This is a genomic window from Enterobacillus tribolii (assembly GCF_003363015.1).
GTDB classification, from domain to species: domain Bacteria; phylum Pseudomonadota; class Gammaproteobacteria; order Enterobacterales; family Enterobacteriaceae; genus Enterobacillus; species Enterobacillus tribolii.
Genome location: NZ_QRAP01000006.1, coordinates 87220 through 109735 on the forward strand (window position 1 = coordinate 87220; position 22516 = coordinate 109735).

A 22516-nucleotide genomic window follows, 5' to 3' on the forward strand; every position below is an offset into this window, starting at 1 on the left:
GGTAAACCGCACGTTTTGTTCGTTCGATCACTTCGGCAACGACAGCGCACCCTGGCGTGCCTGCGTCATCAGGAACGGGTAAAACTGCCAGAACGCCTGTTCAAGATAAGTGTAATTCTCTTCCACATCGCTGAATGAGCCGGCTAAGGCAGCCAGCCGCGGGCGGCGTCTTGCCATGCTCTGCAACACCTCTGCGATAAACGGCAACTCCGCATACCGTTCCAGCCAGCGTTCGCGCCAGATGTAACTGTTCAGGTTGCGGAAGCGCTCAGGGGTTTCCGGCAACAGCGGAACGATTTGCCGCTGCGCCTGTTCGCTGAATACGGGTAGCGGGATGCCCGGCTCAATACGCTGCCAGTGGCGTGCCAGAAAATGATCCCAAACCACGTCAAGCGTAATGGGGGCAACCCGGCGGGATTCGTCGCGGAAGCGGCGTTTGGCCGCCAGTACCTGCGGCAGGCTGTCGGTCAGCGCATCGACGCGGCGGTGCATATAGATGCCGGCGATGACTGCTTCCGGGTACTCCCCGGCAGGATTGCCGCGTACGAAGTCAGCAAGCAGGTTACCGAACAAGGAGCTGTTTGCCAGCGAGGCGAGATGAAGATGGGCGAGAAAGTTCATGGCGTCGAGTATAGAGCAGATCGTACCGCCGCGCCCAGAGTTTGCTTGCAGCAGGCGTCGTGCGGCTCTAGACTAGGCCGCCTGTTTTTTGTGTCGTTATCCGGTATGAGTGAACTGAAGCCATGCGCGTTGCCGATTTTTCTTTTGAACTTCCTGATGAACTGATAGCCCGCTATCCGCAGGCCGAACGCAGCGGCTGCCGTTTGCTGTCGCTGGACGGGCCGACGGGGGCGCTGGAGCACGGCACTTTTACCGATATTCTGGATAAGCTGAATCCCGGCGATCTGCTGGTTTTCAATAATACCCGCGTGATTCCGGCGCGCCTGTTCGGCCGCAAAGCGAGCGGCGGCAAGCTGGAAGTGTTGGTGGAGCGGGTGCTGGACGACACGCGCGTGCTGGCGCACGTGCGCGCGTCGAAAGCGCCGAAGCCGGGCGCGGAGCTGCTGCTGGGCGACGATGAAAATATTCGCGCCACCATGGTGGCGCGCCATGACGCGTTGTTCGAGCTGCACTTTGACGACGGGCGCGACGTGTTGAGCATTCTGAACGCCGCCGGCCATATGCCGCTGCCGCCGTATATCGATCGTCCGGACGAAGAGGCCGATCGCGAGCTGTATCAGACGGTGTATGCCGATCGCCCCGGCGCAGTTGCGGCGCCTACCGCCGGTCTGCATTTCGATGAGCCTTTGCTGGAAAAACTGCGCGCCAAAGGAGTGGAGATGGCGTTCGTCACGCTGCACGTTGGGGCGGGAACCTTCCAGCCGGTGCGCGTGGATACCATCGAAAATCACGTGATGCACTCCGAATATGCTGAAGTGCCGCCAGAGGTGGTGGAGGCGGTGTTAGCCTGTAAAGCGCGCGGTAACCGGGTTATCGCGGTGGGCACTACGTCGGTGCGTTCGCTGGAGAGTGCGGCGGCGGCGTCACAGGATGCGCTGATTGCGCCATTTTTTGATGATACCCAGATATTTATTTATCCCGGCTATCACTATCAGGTGATTGACGCCCTGATTACCAATTTCCATTTGCCGGAGTCTACGCTGATTATGCTGGTGTCGGCATTTGCCGGTTACCGCAATACCATGGCGGCGTATCACGAGGCCGTAGCGCAGCGTTACCGCTTTTTCAGCTATGGGGACGCGATGTTTATTACCCATAATGCGGCGGCTGAACAAGAAACTGTATCTGGTCAATAAATTGCGGCGGCGCGGCGTGTACAATGCCGCGGCTGATTTTTCTCCCTGCCGGATTCCGCTTCCTGTTGCACAGGTCTGCGGCATGGCGGGGTTTTTTAACTCATCGGACTGTTTTTCCGATGCGGAGGCATGAGTGAAATACGAATTACAAACCACCGACGGCCGCGCGCGGCGCGGACGTTTGATTTTCGATCGCGGCGTGGTCGAAACCCCGGCATTCATGCCGGTCGGCACCTACGGTACCGTCAAGGGTATGACGCCGGAAGAGGTAAAAGAGACCGGCGCGCAGATCCTGCTGGGCAACACCTTCCACCTCTGGCTGCGTCCGGGGCAGGAGATCATGAAGCTGCACGGCGATCTGCATGACTTCATGCAGTGGTCCGGCCCGATTCTGACCGACTCCGGCGGCTTCCAGGTTTTCAGCCTGGGCGCGATGCGTAAAATTAAGGAAGAGGGGGTTTATTTCCGTAACCCAATCAACGGCTCGCCGATCTTCCTCAGTCCGGAAAAGTCGATGGAGATCCAGTACGATCTCGGTTCCGACATCGTGATGATCTTCGACGAATGTACGCCGTATCCGGCTGACTGGGATTACGCCAAACGTTCGATGGAGCTGTCATTGCGTTGGGCGGCGCGCAGCCGTCAGCGTTTCGATGAGCTGAACAACAAAAATGCGCTGTTCGGTATCATTCAGGGCAGTATTTACGAAGATTTACGTGATGTATCGCTGAAAGGGCTGGTAGAGATCGGCTTTGATGGTTACGCTGTGGGCGGTTTGGCGGTTGGTGAGCCGAAGGAAGACATGCACCGCATTCTGGAGCATGTGTGTCCGCAAATTCCGCAGGATAAACCCCGTTACCTGATGGGCGTGGGCAAGCCGGAGGATCTGGTAGAAGGCGTGCGGCGCGGCATTGATATGTTTGACTGCGTCATGCCGACGCGTAATGCGCGTAATGGCCACCTGTTCGTGACCGATGGCGTCATCAAGATCCGCAACGCCCGTTTCCGCGACGATACTTCTCCGCTTGACGCGCATTGTGATTGCTATACCTGCCGTCACTACAGCCGCGCCTATTTGCATCATCTGGATCGCTGTAATGAGATTCTGGGCGCGCGTCTGAATACTATCCACAATCTGCGCTATTATCAGCGCCTGATGGCGGGTTTACGTCAGGCCATCGAAGACGGTAAATTAAACGACTTTGTGGCGGATTTTTACCAGCGTCAGGGTAAACCGGTTCCGCCGCTGGATGCTGCGTAAGGACTGCGCCGGGCGCAATGTGCGTGAACCGGCGCTTAAATTTGTTTTTTTAGTAAAATTGACGGTTTCATAATGTCGGCATGATGCGATAATCGTTCTTTCGGACTGTTTGCCGTCAAATTCAAACCGTTGTTAAAAATAATGAGGGACATTAGATGAGTTTATTCGTTTCCGACGCCTACGCCGCTGCCGGTGCACCGGCTCAGGGCAGCCCGTACTCGCTGGTTATCATGCTGGTCGTGTTCGGTTTGATTTTCTATTTTATGATCCTGCGCCCGCAGCAGAAACGCGCCAAAGACCACAAAAAACTGATGGACTCCATTTCCAAAGGGGATGAAGTGCTGACGACCGGCGGTCTGATCGGACGCGTGACCAAAGTGTCAGAAACCGGCTACATCGCCATCGAACTGAACGAAAATAATGAAGTGATGATCAAACGTGACTTCGTGGCCGCCGTTCTGCCGAAAGGCACGATGAAGGCGCTGTAATTTTCGCTTTCCCGAAGGGAACTATCGTGTTAAACCGCTATCCTCTCTGGAAGTACATCATGCTGATCGTCGTGCTGGCGGTCGGTTTGCTGTATGCGCTTCCTAACCTCTACGGTGAGGATCCGGCCGTTCAGATCACTGGCGCGCGCGGCGTCGCCGCCAGTGAATCAACGTTGGATCAAATCCGTGGCGTGCTCGACAAAGAGCACATCGAAACCAAATCCATTGCCCTGGAAAACGGCGCGATTCTGGCCCGTTTCAAAGATACGGACATCCAGCTCCGGGCGCGTGAAGCGCTGATCCCGGTGCTGGGTGATAAATACGTCGTGGCGCTGAACCTGGCGCCGGCAACCCCGCTGTGGCTGACGAAGCTGGGCGCTGAGCCGATGAAGCTGGGTCTTGATCTGCGCGGCGGCGTTCATTTCCTGATGCAGGTGGACATGGACACTGCGCTGGGCAAGCTGCAGGAACAGACCATGGACTCCCTGCGCAGCGATCTGCGCGAGAAGGGCATTCCTTACGCGACCGTGCGTAAGCTGGACACCACCGGCAGCGTTGAAGTGCGTTTCCGTGATGCCGCTGCACGCGATCAGGCGAACAGCTACCTTTCCGGACGCCATCGCGATCTGGTCTTCAGCAACAGCGGCGACAATATTCTGCGCGCCGTGATGACCGACGATCGTCTGCGTGAAGCCCGCGAGTACGCGGTGCAGCAGAACATCAATATCCTGCGTAACCGTGTTAACCAACTGGGCGTGGCCGAACCGCTGGTTCAGCGCCAGGGTGCCGACCGTATCGTGGTTGAACTGCCGGGTATTCAGGACACTGCTCGCGCCAAAGAGATTCTGGGCGCGACGGCGACCCTGGAGTTCCGTCTGGTCAACACCAACGCGGATGCAACCGCGGCGGCCAATGGCCGTGTGCCGGGCGATTCCGAGGTGAAAAACACCCGTGACGGCCGTCCGGTGGTCTTGTACAAGCGCGTTATCCTGACCGGCGATCATATTACCGACTCCACCTCCAGCCAGGATGAGTTTAATAACCCTCAGGTTAACATCTCCCTGGACAGCGCAGGCGGCAGCGCCATGTCTAACTTCACCAAGGACAACATCGGCAAGCCGATGGCGACCCTGTTTGTGGAGTACAAAGACAGCGGCAGAAAAGATGCCAGCGGCAAGTCGATTCTGGCTAAGCAGGAAGAAGTGATCAACGTGGCGACGATTCAGTCCCGCCTTGGCAACAGCTTCCGTATTACCGGCATCGATAACCCGACCGAAGCCCGTCAGCTCTCCCTGCTGCTGCGCGCCGGTGCGCTGATCGCGCCGATTCAGATCGTGGAAGAACGCACCATCGGCCCGACGCTGGGGATGCAGAACATCACTCAGGGTCTGGAAGCGTGCCTGTGGGGCCTGGTGGCATCCATCGTCTTTATGGTGGTTTGGTATCGTAAGTTCGGCATGATCGCGACTACGGCGCTGTTGGCTAACCTGGTGCTGATCGTCGGCGTGATGTCCCTGTTGCCGGGCGCGACGCTGACCATGCCGGGTATTGCCGGTATCGTACTGACGCTGGCGGTGGCGGTAGACGCCAACGTACTGATTAACGAACGTATCAAGGAAGAACTCAAGAATGGCCGCTCCGTGCAGCAGGCGATTCATGAAGGCTACAAGGGGGCGTTCTCCAGTATTATCGACGCCAACCTGACCACGTTGATTACGGCCATCATTCTGTACGCGGTGGGCACCGGTTCAATCAAGGGCTTTGCGATCACCACGGCTATCGGCGTGGCGACCTCAATGTTTACCGCGATTGTCGGCACCCGTGCCATTGTTAACCTGCTTTACGGCGGCAAACGCATCAACAAGCTGTCAATCTGAGGAACAGGCCGTGGCACAAGATTATACCGTTGAACAATTGAACTATGGGCGCAGGGTCTATGACTTCATGCGCTGGGACTACGTGGCCTTTACCATTTCCGGCCTGTTGCTGATCGTTTCCTGCGCCATCATGTACATGAAGGGCTTTAACTGGGGTCTGGACTTCACCGGTGGTACGGTGATCGAACTGACCGTGGATAAAGCGCCGGATCTCAATGAGATGCGTGACGTGCTGGAGAAAGCCGGTTTTGCCGATCCGATTGTGCAGAACTTTGGCAGCAGCCGCGACATCATGATCCGTATGCCGCCGGTAACCGGCGCGGAAGGTCAGGAACTGGGCAATAAAGTGGTTGGCGTGTTGCAGCAGTCGATCGACAGCAGCGCATCGGTTAAGCGTATTGAGTTCGTCGGCCCCAGCGTGGGCAGCGATCTGGCGCAGGCCGGCGCGATGGCGCTGTTGGTTGCGCTGATCAGTATCCTGATCTACGTCGGCTTCCGCTTTGAATGGCGTCTGGCGCTCGGGGCCGTGTTGTCCCTGGCGCACGACGTGGTGATCACGCTGGGCGTACTGTCGCTGTTCCACATCGAGATTGACCTGACCATCATCGCATCGCTGATGTCGGTTATCGGTTACTCGCTGAACGACAGTATCGTGGTTTCCGACCGTATCCGTGAGAACTTCCGTAAGATTCGCCGCGGAACGCCTTACGAGATCATGAACGTGTCGCTGACGCAAACCCTGAGCCGTACCATCATGACGTCGGCAACGACGCTGGTGGTGGTGCTGATGCTCTACATCTTCGGCGGCGCGATGCTGAAAGGCTTCTCCCTGACGATGCTGATCGGGGTGACCATTGGTACTATTTCTTCCATCTACGTAGCATCAGCGCTGGCGCTGAAGCTGGGCATGAAGCGCGAGCACATGCTGCAGCAGAAGGTGGAGAAAGAAGGGGCCGACCAGCCTTCGATTCTGCCCTGATGGCGTGAACGTACGTGTAATAAAAAACCCCGGCTTGCCGGGGTTTTTTATTTTGCCGCGCACGGTTACTGCTGGCGGACGTCATGTAAGTGAACGAATCCCAGTTCTTCCGGCGTTATGTCGCTCAGGCGTACTTCCATGCTGGTGACGTTAGTGGCAACCAGCGGCGGGCTGAAGGTGAGGGTTTGCGCCAGGGCGTCGCCTTCCGACGGCTCTCCGGTGGCGGGATTGAGCTTGCCCCAGTTCAGTATGGCGCTGAAGCCCGGCAATACCGCGCCGGTGGCGTTTTTGATTTGCAGTACGGCCTTGCTGCCGCCGGCTTCCGGCTCAACGTGGTCAAGGCGTACGCGCAGCTGGCCGATGGCGGTCATGATCTGTGCATCGGCGTTGGCGCCGGCCAGCAAATAGACGCCGTTATCAGAGTTAGCGTTGAGCCGTACCTGGCGATCCAGCAGCGCGGTTTGGGTGTTCAAATGCTCGACTTTCTGCGTCAGCTCCTGAACTTCGGCCTGAAGCTGTTGTTCTTTTTCCGGCGCGGAGGCGCACGCCGTCAACATGAGCACCAGGGGAGTCACCAGGGCGACGGAATGAATTTTTGACATGGTTTCACCTGATTTATTATTGACATAGCTTAAAGACTAATCTGCTTTGCGATGAAAGTCACATGCTGTTTGTGGGCTGAGTAAGAAAAAACCCGCCGGAAGCGGGCGGGTTTGGTTGCAAAAACGTGGCGGAAAAACTCAGACTGCCTGCCACAGCGTGAAGCAGATGTCCGGCGTCCAGCCTGCGTTGGAAAGGTTGCTGTTGATGCAGACGTAGTGCGCGCCTTTGTAGGTGCACTTGTCGCCCGGCATATACTGATGACCCAGTTCCCAGGCTGGGTACTCTTCATCGCTGCTGCCGCCTTCATCCGGCACAACCGGTGTTTCGTCCGGCGTTTCCGGTTCAACGGGTTCTACAGGTTCAACCGGATCTACAGGGTCTACCGGATCGGTGGTTTCTTCTTCTTCCGGATCGACCGGCAGTACGCTGCCGCCGTGGATCAGGCCGGTGTAGCGGTTGCAGAATTCCCAGTTATACGCTTTACCGGCTTTGTCCTGACCGTTATCCCAGTTGATGGACCAGGTCATCAGGCCCTTGATTGTCAGGTTAGCTGCGTCCAGGCGGGCGAAAGCGTTATAAACGGCGGTCGGATCGACGACGTAACCGGTAGCTGCTGCGTCGTTGCTGCTCGGCAGGCCGATGGCGAACTTGTTCGCCGGGATCTTCACGTAGCCGCGGGTGCCGGTAACGATGCTCTGGGTCATGTAGAACAGGAAGTCTTCCTTCATGGCGTCGTTGTTCTGGGTGATCCAGGCGTTCTTTTCGTCAACCCAGATGCCGTCGCCGCCCTGGTTGTAGAACTGCGGGGCGATGAAGTCATAGTAGCCTTCCAGCGCATTGATGTACGCCAGGTAGTTACCACCTTCGCGCAGGTAGGGGAATTCCGGCGCCATGCTGATGATGAAGTGCTTGCCCTGGGCTTTGTAATAGTCTTTGACCATTTTCAGCGCGGCAGGCAGTACGGTTTTATTGTCTGCAGCGATAATCGCTGATTGTTCCAGGTCGATATCCAGACCATCAAAACCGTAGGTTTCAACCAGGCGAATCAGTTCGTCTGCGAATGCCTGCTCGTCGCCGGCTTTCAGCTCGATGTGCGCATCCGCGCCGCCCAGCGAAATCAGCACCACGCGGCCCTGGCTGTTCAGGACGGCGATCTGGCGGCGAAATTCTTCGTCCGTGGCGTTGTAAGGTTTGAAGGTCGGGATACCTTCGCCTTTCATAAAGGAAACCGCCACGACGTTGTAGGCTTCCGGGATGTCCAGAAGAGTCATCGCCTTGGAAGTACCCTGCTGATAACCGTCATGACCGTCGGATGCCCAGTTGTGCCAGAAACCCATCATGATTTTTTTGCCTTCCAGTGAAGGCATGGACGTGGCGTTATCCGCGCCGGATTTAATAAGAGCCATAATCAGAACCTCTAGTGTCATTGTTTGAGAAACGTCGTTGTTGCAAAAGCGGCTCAAGAATAAGAGGCGGGTCAGACATTGGGTAATCACGTCATGTCACGTTTTCTCACCGTGAAAAATGAGGCTTTTTTATTGCCATTACGCGGAGATTAACGCCGTTAACAAACAGATCAACGTTGAGCCTTTATTGTCTTCCGGGTTGCAGGGTAAACTAATGCCCAAACATGTTTTTTATCAGGGAGCCTTATGCATTGTCCGTTCTGTTCCGCCGTTGATACCAAGGTCATTGACTCCCGCCTGGTTGGCGATGGGTCCCAGGTTCGCCGTCGTCGCCAGTGTCTGGTGTGCAATGAACGATTCACTACGTTTGAAGTGGCGGAACTGGTCATGCCGCGCATCATCAAGAGCAATGATGTCCGTGAGCCGTTCAATGAGGATAAGTTGCGTAAAGGAATGCTGAAGGCGCTGGAAAAACGCCCGGTCAGTTCAGACGACGTCGAGATGGCTATCAGCCACATAAAATCTCAGCTCCGGGCGACCGGTGAGCGTGAGGTGCCGGCGAAGATGGTGGGGAATCTGGTGATGGATGCCCTGAAGAAGCTGGATAAAGTGGCGTACATCCGCTTTGCTTCGGTTTACCGCAGCTTTGAAGACATTCGTGAATTCGGCGAAGAAATCGCCAGGCTCCAGGACTAATTCCTTTATGCCGCATCCGGCGGCGCATTCAGGCAGGGTAAGGCATGCAACAAATACGCGGTGATGAATTTTATATGGCGCGGGCGTTTGAACTGGCGCGCCGCGGGCGCTTTACCACCCCGCCCAATCCTAATGTGGGATGCGTTATCGTGCGCGACGGCGAGATCGTCGGCGAAGGTTTCCACCTGCGTGCGGGGGAGCCTCACGCGGAGGTTCATGCTCTGCGTATGGCGGGGGAAAAGGCGCGCGGAGCGACCGCGTACGTTACCCTGGAACCGTGCAGCCATCACGGACGAACGCCGCCCTGTGCTGATGCGCTGGTCGCCGCCGGCGTCAGCCGGGTGGTGGCCGCGATGCAGGATCCTAACCCACAGGTGGCCGGGCGCGGCTTATATCGCCTGCAACAGGCGGGCGTTGACGTCAGCCACGGCCTGATGATGGCGGAGGCGGAGGCCATCAACCGGGGCTTCCTCAAACGCATGCGCACCGGGTTTCCCTTCGTGCAGCTAAAACTTGGGGCGTCGCTGGACGGAAAAACGGCCATGGCGTCCGGCGAAAGCCAGTGGATTACCTCTCCCGCCGCGCGTCAGGACGTGCAGCGGCTGCGGGCGCAAAGCTCGGCTATCCTGAGCAGCAGCGCGACGGTGCTGGCGGACGATCCTTCCCTTACCGTGCGCTGGGCGGAGCTGGATGAAGAAACGCGCCGCCTTTACCCGCAGGAAAATCTGCGTCAGCCGCTGCGGGTGATCGTTGATGGCCGCAACCGCGTGACGCCGGAACATAAACTGATTTCTCAGCCGGGGGAAACCCTGCTGGCGTGCAGGCAGCCTGACGGCGCCGGATGGCCGGATAATGTGCGCCAGATTGCCGTGCCGGAACACGGGGAGTATCTCGACCTGGTATCGCTGATGATGCAACTGGGGCGGATGCAGGTGAATTCTGTCTGGGTTGAGGCCGGCGCGACGCTGGCCGGCGCCTTGTTGCGCGCCGGCGTAGTGGATGAGCTTATCGTCTATATGGCACCCAGGCTGCTGGGCGATGCCGCCCGCGGGATGTGCCTTCTGCCCGGCCTGGAAACGCTGGCGGACTGTCCGTCATTCATCTTTAAACAAATAACGCAGGTCGGACCTGACGTCCGCCTGATCTTACAGCCTGTTTGAATGCCGGAGGGGAAAAGCCGGCGCGCAGGTTGTCAAAGAATGTGGTAGAATCCGCCCCCTCCGCGGAACACCGTAACCGTAACGAATAAAGGAAACCGTATGAAAACGATTGAAGGCGTTGTAGCCGCTCCGGGTGCCCGTGTCGCTATCGCCATTGCGCGTTTTAATAACTTCATTAACGATAGCCTGCTGGAAGGCGCGGTTGATGCACTGAAGCGCATCGGTCAGGTTTCTGATGACGATATTACCGTGGTATGGGTGCCGGGCGCTTATGAGCTGCCGCTGACCGTACGCGCGCTGGTTGACACCAAACGCTACGACGCCGTCGTTGCGCTGGGCACGGTCATCCGCGGGGGTACCGCACACTTTGAATTCGTGGCCGGGGAATGCAGTTCCGGTCTTGCCAGCGTGGCGATGGAAAGCGTCGTGCCGGTTGCCTTCGGCGTACTGACCACCGAGAGCATTGAGCAGGCCATTGAGCGTGCGGGCACCAAAGCCGGCAACAAAGGCGCCGAAGCCGCAATGACCGCACTGGAAATGATCAACGTCATTAAAGCCATCAAGGCCTGATTTAGTTTAGTAAGGGGAAATCCGTGAAACCTGCCGCTCGTCGCCGCGCCCGTGAATGTGCCGTTCAGGCCTTGTACTCCTGGCAACTGTCCGGGAATGACATTGCCGATGTTGAATTACAGTTCCTGACGGAGCAGGACGTTAAAGACGTGGACGTCAACTATTTCCGCGAGTTGTTGGCCGGTGTTGCCAACAATGCGGAATATCTCGATAACCTGATGGCGCCGGTGCTGTCCCGTCAGTTAAATGAGTTGGGGCAGGTGGAAAAGGCGATTTTGCGCGTTTCCCTGTTTGAACTGAGCAAACGTGAAGACGTGCCGTACAAAGTGGCGATCAACGAAGGCATCGAACTGGCAAAAACGTTCGGCGCTGAAGACAGCCATAAATTTGTTAACGGGGTGCTGGATAAAGTCGCGCCTACGGTACGCAAAAACAGAAAATAACGCGGCCGGCAGTCAATGCGGGGTTTCTGCGGATACAGACCTGAAGGCCGGGAAACCGGCCTTTTGTTTGCGTTTTTTCCGTGATTTTCTTCAATGATTAGTGAGGATAACCTCATGTCATGTGGCGAGTTCGATATTATTGCCCGCTATTTTAACCGGCAGCGCAATGTGCGCCGGGATGTCCTGCAGGGGATCGGCGATGACTGCGCGCTGATGTCCGTGGCGGAAAAGCAGCAGCTTGCCGTCAGTTGCGATACGTTGGTCGCCGGAAACCATTTTTTACCCGATATTGCGCCTGCCGATCTGGGTCACAAGGCGCTGGCGGTGAACATCAGCGATCTGGCGGCGATGGGCGCCGATCCTGCCTGGGTTTCTCTGGCGCTGACGTTACCGGAAATCGATGAAGAATGGCTTGCCGCCTTCAGTGATGCGTTGTTTGAACAACTGGATTACTACGATATGCAGTTGATCGGCGGCGATACGACGCGCGGCCCGCTGTCGATGACGCTGACCGTGCACGGCCTGGTGCCGGCCGGGCGTGCATTGCTGCGCAGCGGCGCACGCATCGGCGACTGGATCTACGTGACCGGAACGCTGGGCGACAGCGCCGCCGGGCTGGCATTGTTGCAGGACCGCTTGTCCGTTGCGGATAAAGATCAGCGCGATTTCCTGCTCCGGCGCCATCTGCGCCCGCAGCCGCGCGTGTTGCAGGGGCAGGCGCTGCGTGATTTAGCCAGCGCGGCGATCGATATTTCAGATGGCCTGATTTCCGACCTGGGGCATATTCTGAAGGCCAGCGCCTGCGGTGCGAACCTGTATCTGGACGATCTGCCCATTTCTGCGGCGTTGCAGGCAGCGTGTCCGCGTGAGCAGGTGCTACAGTGGGGATTGTCCGGCGGTGAAGACTATGAATTGTGTTTTACCGTGCCGGAGCTTAACCGGGGAGCGCTGGACGTTGCCCTGGGTTCTCTGGGCGTGGATTTCACCTGCGTCGGCCAGATAACGCCGGCAACGGAAGGATTACAACTGTGGCAGGGCGAACAGCGCCTGGAGCCGCAATGGCGGGGGTACGATCACTTTGGGTAAACTCAGTAAGGAAGATAGCATCGCGGCGAAAGCCCGGCTGCGTATGAGCAATCCGTGGCATTTGCTGGCGACGGGATTCGGCAGCGGGTTAAGCCCGTGGATGCCGGGAACGATGGGATCGATTGCGGCAATCCCGTTTTGGCTGTTGCTGATCCAGTTGCCGTTGCAGCTTTATTCGCTGGTGGTGATGTTCAGCTTCTGCATCGGCATTTATATATGCAGCCGCACGTCGCGGGACATCGGCGTGCACGATCACGGCAGCATCGTGTGGGATGAGTTCGTCGGGATGTGGATTACGCTGATAGCGCTGCCGGTGAACAGCTGGCAGTGGGTACTGGCGGGGTTCGTCGTGTTCCGCATTCTGGACGCGGCAAAGCCGTGGCCGATTAGCTGGTTTGACCGGCGGATTCACGGAGGAACCGGGATCATGGTGGACGATGTTGTCGCCGGGGTGCTTGCGGCCGCGGTGATTTTTGGCGTGGGGCATTATTGGTAGTGTTGCTGCAGCCGGGCAGGCTTGCGCCTGCCCGTTGAGTCTCAGGCAGATTGCCAGCGACGGATGCGGGAGAGAATACCTTCAGCATCCAGGCCGAGATCGTGACGGATTTCTTCCTGCGTGCCCTGCGGAACAAAATTATCCGGCAGGCCGATATTCAGCACCGGCCTGATCTGGCGCTGAGCCATCAGCAGTTCGTTGACGCCGCTGCCGGCGCCGCCCATCACCGCGTTTTCTTCCAGCGTAACCAGCAGCTCGTGCCCGGCGGCCAGTTGCAGAATCAATGCTTCATCCAACGGCTTCACGAAACGCATGTCCGCAACCGTGGCGTTGATCTGCTCCGCGGCGTTCAGCGCTTCCGGCAGCAGATTGCCGAAGTTGAGAATCGCCACCTTTTCCCCTTCACGGCGTATTACGCCTTTGCCGACAGGCAGGACTTCCAGCGGTTGCAGTGCCGCGCCGGTGCCGTTGCCGCGCGGGTAGCGTACCGCGACCGGGCCATTGTGGTGGTAACCGGTATACAGCATCTGACGGCACTCGTTTTCATCGCTGGGCGTCATGATGGTCATATTGGGAATGCAACGCAGGAATGACAGGTCGAAAGCGCCCTGATGGGTTTGCCCGTCGGCACCGACGATGCCGCCGCGATCGATTGCAAACAGCACCGGCAGGTTCGGAATGGCGACGTCATGAATCACCTGATCATAAGCCCGCTGCAAAAAGGTGGAGTAGATGGCGACGATGGGCTTGTAGCCGCCGATAGCCAACCCGGCGGCGAAGGTGACGGCGTGCTGCTCGGCGATTGCCACGTCGAAATACTGCTGCGGATACTCGCGCGAGAAACGTACCATGCCGGAGCCTTCGCGCATGGCCGGCGTAATCGCCATCAGTTTGTCGTCGTGGGCGGCGGTTTCACACAGCCAGTCGCCGAAAATTTGAGAGTAGGTGGGCTGGGCGTCCGCTTTCTTTGGCAGGGTGCCGCTGGCGGGATCGAACTTCGGCACCGCGTGCCAGCTGATGGGGTCTTTCTCCGCCGGTTCGTAGCCCTTGCCCTTTTTCGTCATAATGTGCAGCAACTGCGGCCCTTTCAGGTCGCGCATGTTCTTCAGCGTTGCCGCCAGCGCCTGCACGTCGTGACCGTCCACCGGGCCGATGTAGTTGAATCCCAGTTCCTCAAACAGCGTGCCGGGCACTACCATGCCTTTCAGGTGCTCTTCAGTGCGTTTGAGCAGCTCTTTGATCGGCGGAACGCCGGACAGCACCTTCTTGCCGCCTTCGCGCAGGGTCGAGTAGAGCTTGCCAGACAGCAACTGGGCCAGATGATTGTTCAGCGCGCCGACGTTTTCCGAAATCGACATTTCGTTGTCATTGAGCACCACCAGCATATCGGGGTTGATGTCCCCGGCGTGGTTCATCGCTTCAAACGCCAGGCCGGCGGTGATGGCGCCGTCTCCGATGACGCATACCGTACGCCGCCCCTTACCTTCGCGCTCGGCGGCGACGGCCATGCCCAGCCCGGCGCTGATCGAGGTAGACGAGTGGCCGACGCTCAGCACGTCGTACTCGCTCTCATCGCGCCACGGGAAAGGGTGCAGCCCGTCTTTCTGGCGGATGGTGGAGATCCGGTCGCGGCGGCCGGTCAGAATCTTGTGCGGGTATGCCTGATGGCCGACGTCCCAGACCAGATGATCGAAGGGCGTGTTGTAGACGTAGTGCAGGGCGACCGTCAGTTCAACGGCTCCCAGCCCCGAGGCAAAATGTCCGCTGGAGCGACTGACGCTGTTTAGCAGATACTGGCGCAGTTCATCGCACAGTTTCGGCAGGCTTTCTTTGGGTAACAGGCGCAGATCCTGCGGTGTTTCCACCAGCGCCAGCGTCGGGTATTTAGCTATATCAAGGCTCATTAGCGGCTCTATCTGAAAATGACGTATCGCGCACTCCGGCGCGGAATTCTGTTAATTATCGCGCTCGATGATAAAACTAGCCAAGGTTTTTAAAGCCGATGCATCGAGCGTATGCTCACGTTCAAGCTGTTCCAGCGCATTCAGTGATTCCTGATACAGATCGTGCGCCTTGGCCTGCGCCTGCTCCAGTCCCAGCAGCGCCGGGTAGGTGCTTTTTTCCAGCTGCTGGTCGGCGCCGGAACGTTTGCCGGTTTTCTGGCTGTCGCCGATGACGTCGAGAATGTCGTCCTGCACCTGAAAAGCAAGGCCGATCGCCGAAGCATAGCGATCCAGCAACGGCAGCGCGGCGCGCCCCTGATCGCCGGCGGCCAGCGCGCCGAGCGTAACGGCGCAGCGGATCAGGGCGCCGGTTTTATGTTTGTGGATTTGCTCCAGCCCGGCGAGATCGACCTGCCGGCCTTCGGCCTCCAGATCCAACGCCTGCCCGCCGCACATCCCGGCGACGCCGCTGGAACAGGCCAGATGGCTGATCATCGCCAGCCGGTCGCGCGGGGAAACCTGCGGCATCGGGCTGTCGGCCAGAATAGAGAACGCCAGCGTTTGCAGCGCGTCGCCGGCGAGGATGGCGTTAGCTTCCCCGAACTTAATGTGACTGGTGGGCTGGCCGCGGCGTAAGTCGTCATCGTCCATGGCGGGGAGATCGTCGTGAATCAGCGAATACGCGTGAATGCACTCAATGGCAGCGGCGGGGGCATCGAGGTTTTCCAGCGTCAGCCCGAACATGTCGCCGGTGGCGTACACCAGGTAAGGGCGCAGGCGTTTGCCTCCCAATAATGCGCCGTAGCGCATGGCGGCAACCAGTTGCCCGTTATTGAAGGGCAATGCGTCCATATAGGCCAGCAGGGCGTCGTCGCTCCGCTGCCGGTAAGTCGTCATCAGTTCGGCGAACAACGGCATGGCTTATTCCTGTCCTGAATCAAAGGGCGTCAACGGTGCGCTGGGATCGTCGTTAAGCAGTATTTGCACGCGTTGTTCGGCCTGTTGCAGGGTTTGCTGCCCCTGGCGGGCTAACTGAACGCCTCGCTCGAATTCGCCCAGCGCTTCTTCCAGCGGAAGATCGCCGGACTCAAGGCGGGCCACGATATTTTCCAGTTCACCAAGCGCCTGTTCGAAGCTGGGTGCTGCGGGGGCTTTTTTAGCCATAATCTTTGTTCTACCGTTCAGGGTTCATCAGTCAGCGGGTTTGCCTTACCGGCTCCGGCCGTCGTCGCGCAAGGCGTACGGATGAAAATTTGAGTCATCCGCTGGGTTCCCGTTAAGTTAGTGGTATACTGCGCGGCCTGTATATTATGCCGTGTTTGCCAATAACGGAAATTCCCGGAAGATCCGGTTTCCGGCACGCAGTGTAAATCCTTTTAACCGCCATGCCCAAAGTCTTTCACGTTTATGCCTGACAGACCAAAGGTTATCTCGACCGAATAGTAGCCACGACAACCATGAAGTTTATCATTAAATTGTTCCCGGAAATCACCATCAAGAGCCAGTCCGTGCGCCTGCGTTTTATCAAGATGCTGACGGGAAATATCCGTAACGTTCTTAAGCAGCGCGTTGACGAGCTGGCGGTGGTGCGCCATTGGGATCATATCGAAGTTCGGTCCAAAGATGAAAGCCGGCTTGATATCGTGCGGGATGCCTTGACCCGAATACCGGGGATTCATCACATTTTGGAAGTGGATGATCGTCCTTATACGGATATGCACGACATCTTCGAGCAAACGCTGGAGATGTACCGTGAGCAACTGGAGGGGAAAACGTTTTGCGTACGCGTGAAGCGCCGCGGCAAACACGAGTTTACCTCTATCGACGTTGAACGCTACGTGGGCGGCGGGCTGAACCAGAATATCGAAACGGCGAAGGTGAAGCTGACCAACCCGCAGGTGACGGTTAATCTGGAGATTGAGGACGATCGTCTGCTGCTGGTGAAAGGGCGTTACGAAGGGCTGGGCGGTTTCCCTATCGGTACGCAGGAAGACGTGCTGTCGCTGATCTCCGGCGGCTTTGACTCCGGCGTTTCCAGCTACATGCTGATCCGCCGCGGCTGTCGCGTGCATTATTGCTTCTTCAACCTAGGCGGCTCCGCGCATGAGATTGGCGTGAAGCAGGTGGCGCATTATATCTGGAACCGCTTTGGCAGCTCGCACCGCGTCCGCTTTATTGCGATAGATTTTGAGCCGGTGGTGGGCGAGATTCTGGAAAAAGTAGAAGACGGCCAGATGGGCGTGGTGCTCAAGCGTATGATGGTGCGCGCCGCGTCGAAGGTCGCCGAGCGTTACGGCGTGCAGGCGCTTGTCACCGGCGAAGCGCTGGGGCAGGTTTCCAGCCAGACGCTGACCAACCTGCGGCTGATTGACGGCGTTTCCGATACGCTGGTGCTGCGTCCGCTGATTTCCCATGACAAAGAACACATCATTAATCTGGCACGCAAAATCGGCACTGAAGATTTTGCGAAAACCATGCCGGAATTCTGCGGCGTAATCTCGAAAAGCCCGACGGTGAAGGCAGTTAAGGCGAAAATCGAAGAAGAAGAAACCCGATTCGACTTCGCTATTCTCGATCGCGTGGTGGCGGAAGCGCAAAACATGGATATCCGCGACATCGCCCAGCAGACCAGCGAGCAGGTGGTTGAGGTGGAAACCGTGGCGGCGCTGGGAGACGGCGACATCGTGCTGGATATCCGTTCTATCGACGAGCAGGAAGATAAGCCGCTGGTGATGGCAGGCGTTGAGGTTAAGAGCATTCCTTTCTATAAGCTGTCGTCGCAGTTCGGTGATCTCGACCAAGGGCGGAACTACGTGTTGTATTGCGATCGCGGCGTGATGAGCCGTTTGCAGGCGCTGTATCTGCGGGAGCAAGGATACCAAAACGTGAAGGTTTACCGTCCCTGAGAGCATTCGCGCTGATGCCCGGCCAGAGAATGGCCGGGCGGATTCAGGCGAAGAAGGCACAGCGGTTTATTTACCCCTCACCACTCCTGATAATTATAAATACCCGCGGGGATGACCAACTGTGCGGCTACTTCCGCCGCCTTTTCCTTTCCGAGCAGCAAATCAATAATTTTCAACGCGAAGTCAATTGAGGTGCCCGGCCCCTGGCTGGTCAGCAGGTTGACTCTGTCATCGTAGTAAGCGCGTTTATCCATCCATTTTTCCGCCGGAATGCGGTCTTTCAGGCCGGGGAAGCCGGTCATGTTGCCGACAGGGAACAGATCGTGATGGATGAGAACCAGTGCCGGCGCCGCGCAGATGGCGGCGATAAGCTTACCGGCCAGGTGCATCTGGCGCAGTTTTTCAATCAGCAGCGGGCTGTCGCGAAAACACTCCGCGCCCTTAATGCCGCCGGGCAGCACGATGGCGTCAAACGGCTCGTCGGCCACCTGCACCAGCGCGACGTCGGCCAGCAGCTTCACCCCGCGTGAGCAGGTCAGCGTTAGCGCGCTGTCGCCGGCGACGCTGGCGGTCGTCACCTGCAACCCGGCCCGCACCAGCAGATCGATCGTCGTGACGGCCTCCGTCTCTTCACTTCCAGGAGCCAGACATACCAGAACTGAGGCGCTCATAGTTTTGTTCCTTGCGTTTAATCGTATCAAAAAGCCGGGTGTTTTCCGGCAGGGTGATGCCGTGTTTGCGCGCCCGGCGCAGCAGATAGCCGGTAATATAATCGATTTCGGTGTGGCGTTGGGCGGCCACGTCCTGATACATCGAGGAATAGTTGTCCGCCGTAAGGTGAATAATATCGACCACGTAACGCAGCAGGGTATCGGCGGATGTGCTGTAGCCTTCGGCTTCCATCACGCGGGCGACTTCACGCGTGATTTGTTCTACGTGCGGCATATAGCGCTGTAAATCGCCGTTGCGGCACAGATAAATCACGCTGAGTGGGTTGATCACACAGTTGACGGCCAGCTTCTTCCAGATAGCGGGCATGATGTCGTCGTGCCAGGCCACGTCCGGCAGGGCATGATGCAGGGTATCGGCGATTTCGCTGTGGGGGCGCGCGGCAATATTGGTCGGGCCGATGTGGGTCGTGCCGGCGGCAACGTGCAGGATGGTGCTGCCGTCACGGCGCGCGGCGTGCGTGGTGACGCACTGAAAGACGGGTTGCTCGAACGCGGGGAGCTCTCCCTGGCTGCCCATGCCGTTATGCATCAGGATGATGCGGCATTCCGGATCGAGCTGCGAAAGCAGGGGAACCAGCGCGTTATAAACCTGCCATGCCTTCAGCGTCACCAGCAGAATTTCGCTGGCGGCCAGATGGGCGGTATCGTTGGTTGGCAGATTCCGGTTATAAGCCAGCCCGTTCAGTTGGATAACATTTACCGGGCAATAGGGCTGCGGAACCCGCATCCATCCCTGAACATCATGCCCGGCTTGTTCCAGCGCGGAAAGCCAGAGCTGACCGAGCGCGCCGCAACCGAGAACGGTTATTTTCATCAATGATCCTCTCGCGGGGAAATCAGGTTAATGCGACTGATAATAGTATAAACTTTCCTGGTACATGGCGCATTGCGCCCTGCTGTTTTGCATCGCGGGCCGGAGCGGGTATGATGCACGGCAACAATTTGGTCAGGAGAGAGTTACCATGCCTTCATTTGATATCGTATCCGAAATTGACATGCAGGAAGTCCGCAATGCGGTAGAGAATGCTTCCCGTGAGTTAAGCACCCGTTGGGACTTCCGTAACGTGCAGGCCAGCTTTGAGCTGAATGAGAAAAACGAAAGTATCAAAATCGCCAGCGAATCCGACTTCCAGGTGAACCAGCTGGTGGACATCATGCGCGAAAAATTGGCTAAGCGCGGCATCGATGGCGCGGCGCTGGACATTCCTGAGCAAATCGAACACAGCGGCAAAACCTACAGCCTGGAAGCAAAGCTTCATCAGGGCATTGACAGTGCGATGGCGAAGAAACTGGTGAAACTGATTAAAGACAGCAAGCTGAAGGTGCAGGCGCAGATTCAGGGCGAGCAGGTGCGCGTGACCGGTAAATCCCGTGATGATTTGCAGGCGGTAATGGCGCTGGTGCGCGGCGGTGATTTGGGGCAGCCGTTCCAGTTCAACAACTTCCGCGATTAATTACCACGATTAACTTCCCGTGAGTTCCCCGCCGTGGCGGGGAACCTCATCGTCAGGCTGTCGCCTGACCGGCAACCAGCAATTCCAGTTCTCCGCGGTTGGTGATCCTGGCGTCAATTTTGACGTAAGCCGTGCGCTCTTCCGGGATCAGAACCACATCGGCAACGCCGCTGTGCTGCTTCAGCGCACGTTCAAGCTCCGGCGTAACCGCCACGTTATCAGGCAATACCAGGCGCAGGCTGCTGACGTAGGGCGGCTCCTGCATGGTCAGGCTGACCAGAAACCAAATCAGCGCCAGTACGCCGCAACTGATAAACACGATGGCCGCGCCGCCGTGAGAATAGAAAAATCCGCCCAGACTGCCGCCCAGCGCCACGCCGAGGAACTGGCTGGTGGAGTAAACGCCCATGGCGGTGCCTTTATAACCGGCCGGTGATTCTTTGCTGATCAGCGACGGAAGAAGCGCTTCCATCACGTTAAAGGCGATGAAGAAAACCTGTACGCCCGCGATGATGCCCCACAGGTGGAACCCGGCAAACCAGAGCATGATTTCGGCGATCAACATCAGCAATACGCAGATCTGGAACACCCGCTTCATGCGGCGCTGCTTTTCGGCGTAAATAATGAAGGGAACAACGCTGATGAAGGAGATCAGCATCGTGACCAGGTACACCTTCCACTGATCGCTGCGCGCCAGCCCGGCCTGTTCCATCAGCGGCGGCAGGGCGACGAAGCTCGACATCAGCAGGGTATGCACGCACAGGATGCCGAAATTAAGCTTCAGCAGCCGGCTGTTCGCCAATACTTTACGGAAGCTGCCTTTAACGATGCCGGAGTCACGGTTAAGCACGTGGTGTTTCGGCACAGGAACCAGAAACAGGGTCAGCACGATGCCTGCCAGCGCCAGCGCCGCGATCATCCAGAACAGTCCGGACAGCCCGATGGCCTGGGTTATGACCGGCCCGGCGACCATGGCGATAGCGAAGGTGATGCCAAAGCTGACGCCGATGAAGGCCATTGCCTTGGTCCGGTTTTGTTCGCGGGTTAAATCAGAGAGCAGGGCCATAACAGCGGCGGCGATGGCGCCGGAACCTTGCAGCGCGCGGCCAAGGATCACGCCCCAGATGGAGTGCGTCATTGCGGCGATGGCGCTGCCGATGGCGAAAATCAACAAACCGCCGACGATCAGCGGTTTACGCCCGATACGGTCGGAAACCAGCCCGAACGGGATTTGAAACACGGCCTGCGTGAGGCCGTAAATTCCGATAGCCAGCCCGATCAGCGTTTCCGTCGCGCCGGCTAATGACATTCCGTAAGTGGTCAGCACCGGCAGCACCATAAACATGCCCAGCATACGCAGGGAAAAAACGGTGCCTAAACCCCAGGTGGCCTTCCTTTCCTCCGGCGTCATTTGAAAATCATTCATTCCAGCCTCAATGATGTGATAGCGCAGTGTCAGGTCCGTACGCGCCTTCAGAGGATGGCGCAGCAGACATTTTCCGGAGATAAAATTACGGCATTCCATTCCGTCATAAAAATAAAACCCGCCCGACGCTTCCCGGCCAAGACCTGAATTTCAAAAGAAACCTCCTGCCGGCGGCGCCGCATAGATTACTTGAGACACCGTAATTTGAACAGGGCGGGGAAAAGGAGAAGTAAAAAGGCCGGGCGAATGCCCGGCCTTTTGCATTATAACCTCGGTCAGTGCACGTAAGTCAGCAGCGCCTCGGCGGCCGGTGACTGAAAATCAACCGACATCATGACGCTCAGACAGGTGATGGTCACGATCGAGAACATAAACAGCTTACGCGCCCACAGGTTGTCGTCCGCCGTTTTGTAGCCGGAGAGCGCCATACCCAGCCACCACAGGCTGACCGCCGCGGCCACGGCGAAGTAGCTGTAGCCGGCATACCCGCTCAGGGTCAGCATCAGGGTCGCGACCATAAACGCAACGATATACAAAATGATATGTTGCTTGGTGACCTTGATGCCGCGCTTCACCGGCAATACCGGAATGCGTGCTGCCAGGTAGTCGTCGTAGCGGAAGATCGCGATGGCGTAAGAGTGCGGCATCTGCCACAGGCTGAAGATCGACAGCAGGATCAGCGCCCCGGTATCGAACTCGTTACTTACCGCACAATAGCCGATCACCGGCGGCGCCGCGCCGGACAGGCTGCCGATCAGCGTGCCGTAAACGGAACGGCGCTTCAGGTACAGGCTGTAGAGGCCGACGTAAACAATGAAACCGATCACCGCCAGCATAGCGGCCAGCATATTGGCCGCGGTCCAGAGCAGAGCAACACCGGCAAGGCCCAGCAGGGTAGCGTACGTCAGCGTCACTTTGGGCGTAATCAATCCCTTCACCAGAACCCGGTTCTTGGTGCGTTCCATGATTTTGTCGATGTCGCGGTCTATGTAGTTATTGAATACACAGCCCGAGGCGACGACCAGGGAAACGCCAACCATTGTCGCGATGAACAGGGGAACATCTAAGCTCCCCTTGGAGGCCAGGAAAAATCCGCCGATAACTGAAATCAGGTTACCGAAGATAATGCCCGGTTTTGTCACTTGCAGGTATTGCTTCATCATCAGGAAACCGC

23 protein-coding genes are annotated in these 22516 nt (G+C 57.7%); 13 read left to right on the forward strand and 10 right to left on the reverse strand.

Features of this window, described 5'->3' with window-relative positions; all coding sequences use genetic code 11:
* Positions 1-27: 27 nt before the first annotated feature.
* Entirely contained in the window at positions 28-621 is a 594-nt protein-coding gene (locus tag C8D90_RS13555; RefSeq protein WP_115458993.1) for an acyl carrier protein phosphodiesterase, read from the reverse strand.
* Positions 622-743: 122 nt separating this feature from the next.
* On the opposite strand from C8D90_RS13555, the gene queA reads away from it, so the two are divergent.
* The 5 genes from queA (at position 744) to secF (ending at position 6422) form a co-directional block, all read left to right on the forward strand.
* Positions 744-1817, forward strand: coding sequence for a tRNA preQ1(34) S-adenosylmethionine ribosyltransferase-isomerase QueA (queA, locus tag C8D90_RS13560; RefSeq protein WP_115458994.1), 1074 nt, complete (start codon positions 744-746; stop codon positions 1815-1817).
* Between the two features lie 133 nt (positions 1818-1950).
* Positions 1951-3078, forward strand: coding sequence for a tRNA guanosine(34) transglycosylase Tgt (gene tgt, locus C8D90_RS13565; RefSeq protein WP_115458995.1), 1128 nt, complete (start codon positions 1951-1953; stop codon positions 3076-3078).
* 155 nt (positions 3079-3233) lie between these two features.
* Entirely contained in the window at positions 3234-3566 is a 333-nt protein-coding gene (yajC, locus tag C8D90_RS13570) for a preprotein translocase subunit YajC (protein ID WP_115458996.1), read from the forward strand.
* Between the two features lie 26 nt (positions 3567-3592).
* Positions 3593-5443, forward strand: a complete 1851-nt coding sequence (gene secD / locus C8D90_RS13575; RefSeq protein ID WP_115458997.1) for a protein translocase subunit SecD — start codon at positions 3593-3595, stop codon at positions 5441-5443.
* A gap of 10 nt (positions 5444-5453) precedes the next feature.
* Complete coding sequence (gene secF / locus C8D90_RS13580) at positions 5454-6422, forward strand: protein translocase subunit SecF (RefSeq protein WP_115458998.1); 969 nt, start codon at positions 5454-5456, stop codon at positions 6420-6422.
* A gap of 65 nt (positions 6423-6487) precedes the next feature.
* Here secF and C8D90_RS13585 read toward each other — a convergent pair whose 3' ends face one another.
* Together C8D90_RS13585 and C8D90_RS13590 are read right to left on the reverse strand one after the other, a co-directional pair.
* Positions 6488-7024: a DUF3251 domain-containing protein gene (locus C8D90_RS13585; protein ID WP_115458999.1), complete on the reverse strand. Its 537-nt coding sequence runs from the start codon at positions 7022-7024 to the stop codon at positions 6488-6490.
* A 138-nt stretch (positions 7025-7162) separates the two neighbouring features.
* Positions 7163-8431, reverse strand: a complete 1269-nt coding sequence (locus C8D90_RS13590) for a glycosyl hydrolase family 18 protein (protein ID WP_376744970.1) — start codon at positions 8429-8431, stop codon at positions 7163-7165.
* A gap of 246 nt (positions 8432-8677) precedes the next feature.
* On the opposite strand from C8D90_RS13590, the gene nrdR reads away from it, so the two are divergent.
* The 6 genes from nrdR to pgpA all read left to right on the forward strand — a co-directional run bounded on the left by nrdR (position 8678) and on the right by pgpA (position 12882).
* Positions 8678-9127: a transcriptional regulator NrdR gene (gene nrdR, locus C8D90_RS13595; protein ID WP_115459001.1), complete on the forward strand. Its 450-nt coding sequence runs from the start codon at positions 8678-8680 to the stop codon at positions 9125-9127.
* 53 nt (positions 9128-9180) lie between these two features.
* The gene (gene ribD / locus C8D90_RS13600; RefSeq protein WP_196238514.1) at positions 9181-10287 is read left to right on the forward strand and encodes a bifunctional diaminohydroxyphosphoribosylaminopyrimidine deaminase/5-amino-6-(5-phosphoribosylamino)uracil reductase RibD; all 1107 of its coding nucleotides are present in this window, start codon (positions 9181-9183) and stop codon (positions 10285-10287) included.
* Between the two features lie 99 nt (positions 10288-10386).
* Positions 10387-10857 (forward strand): 6,7-dimethyl-8-ribityllumazine synthase, encoded by a 471-nt coding sequence (ribH, locus tag C8D90_RS13605; protein WP_115459003.1) that lies wholly within the window; start codon positions 10387-10389, stop codon positions 10855-10857.
* A gap of 23 nt (positions 10858-10880) precedes the next feature.
* Positions 10881-11300, forward strand: a complete 420-nt coding sequence (nusB, locus tag C8D90_RS13610; protein ID WP_115459004.1) for a transcription antitermination factor NusB — start codon at positions 10881-10883, stop codon at positions 11298-11300.
* 114 nt (positions 11301-11414) lie between these two features.
* Positions 11415-12386, forward strand: coding sequence for a thiamine-phosphate kinase (gene thiL, locus C8D90_RS13615; RefSeq protein WP_115459005.1), 972 nt, complete (start codon positions 11415-11417; stop codon positions 12384-12386).
* On the forward strand, positions 12379-12882 hold the full coding sequence (gene pgpA / locus C8D90_RS13620) for a phosphatidylglycerophosphatase A (protein ID WP_115459006.1): 504 nt from the start codon (positions 12379-12381) through the stop codon (positions 12880-12882). Before thiL ends, pgpA begins: the two co-directional genes overlap by 8 nt.
* 41 nt (positions 12883-12923) lie before the next feature.
* Here the strand turns inward: pgpA and dxs are convergent, their stop codons facing one another.
* Genes dxs through xseB form a run of 3 tightly spaced genes read right to left on the reverse strand, consistent with a single transcriptional unit; the run spans position 12924 to position 15989 of the window.
* Entirely contained in the window at positions 12924-14786 is a 1863-nt protein-coding gene (gene dxs, locus C8D90_RS13625) for a 1-deoxy-D-xylulose-5-phosphate synthase (protein ID WP_115459007.1), read from the reverse strand.
* Between the two features lie 51 nt (positions 14787-14837).
* The gene (gene ispA / locus C8D90_RS13630; protein WP_115459008.1) at positions 14838-15743 is read right to left on the reverse strand and encodes a (2E,6E)-farnesyl diphosphate synthase; all 906 of its coding nucleotides are present in this window, start codon (positions 15741-15743) and stop codon (positions 14838-14840) included.
* A 3-nt stretch (positions 15744-15746) separates the two neighbouring features.
* Entirely contained in the window at positions 15747-15989 is a 243-nt protein-coding gene (xseB, locus tag C8D90_RS13635; protein ID WP_115459009.1) for an exodeoxyribonuclease VII small subunit, read from the reverse strand.
* Between the two features lie 293 nt (positions 15990-16282).
* Between xseB and thiI the strand changes: the two genes are divergently transcribed.
* Positions 16283-17731 carry a tRNA uracil 4-sulfurtransferase ThiI gene (thiI, locus tag C8D90_RS13640; protein ID WP_115459010.1) on the forward strand — a complete coding sequence of 483 codons (1449 nt, stop codon included), beginning with the start codon at positions 16283-16285 and terminating at the stop codon, positions 17729-17731.
* Positions 17732-17808: 77 nt separating this feature from the next.
* Here the strand turns inward: thiI and yajL are convergent, their stop codons facing one another.
* Both yajL and panE read right to left on the reverse strand, forming a co-directional pair.
* On the reverse strand, positions 17809-18402 hold the full coding sequence (yajL, locus tag C8D90_RS13645; protein WP_115459011.1) for a protein deglycase YajL: 594 nt from the start codon (positions 18400-18402) through the stop codon (positions 17809-17811).
* Positions 18362-19276 (reverse strand): 2-dehydropantoate 2-reductase, encoded by a 915-nt coding sequence (panE, locus tag C8D90_RS13650; RefSeq protein ID WP_115459012.1) that lies wholly within the window; start codon positions 19274-19276, stop codon positions 18362-18364. The genes yajL and panE overlap by 41 nt, the downstream gene beginning before the upstream one ends.
* A gap of 148 nt (positions 19277-19424) precedes the next feature.
* Between panE and C8D90_RS13655 the strand changes: the two genes are divergently transcribed.
* Positions 19425-19916: a YajQ family cyclic di-GMP-binding protein gene (locus C8D90_RS13655; protein WP_115459013.1), complete on the forward strand. Its 492-nt coding sequence runs from the start codon at positions 19425-19427 to the stop codon at positions 19914-19916.
* Positions 19917-19968: 52 nt separating this feature from the next.
* Here C8D90_RS13655 and C8D90_RS13660 read toward each other — a convergent pair whose 3' ends face one another.
* Positions 19969-21342 (reverse strand): MFS transporter, encoded by a 1374-nt coding sequence (locus tag C8D90_RS13660; RefSeq protein WP_115459221.1) that lies wholly within the window; start codon positions 21340-21342, stop codon positions 19969-19971.
* A 275-nt stretch (positions 21343-21617) separates the two neighbouring features.
* A complete protein-coding gene (gene cyoE / locus C8D90_RS13665; protein WP_162844402.1) occupies positions 21618-22505 on the reverse strand; it encodes a heme o synthase in 888 nt (295 codons plus the stop codon).
* Positions 22506-22516: the final 11 nt, after the last annotated feature.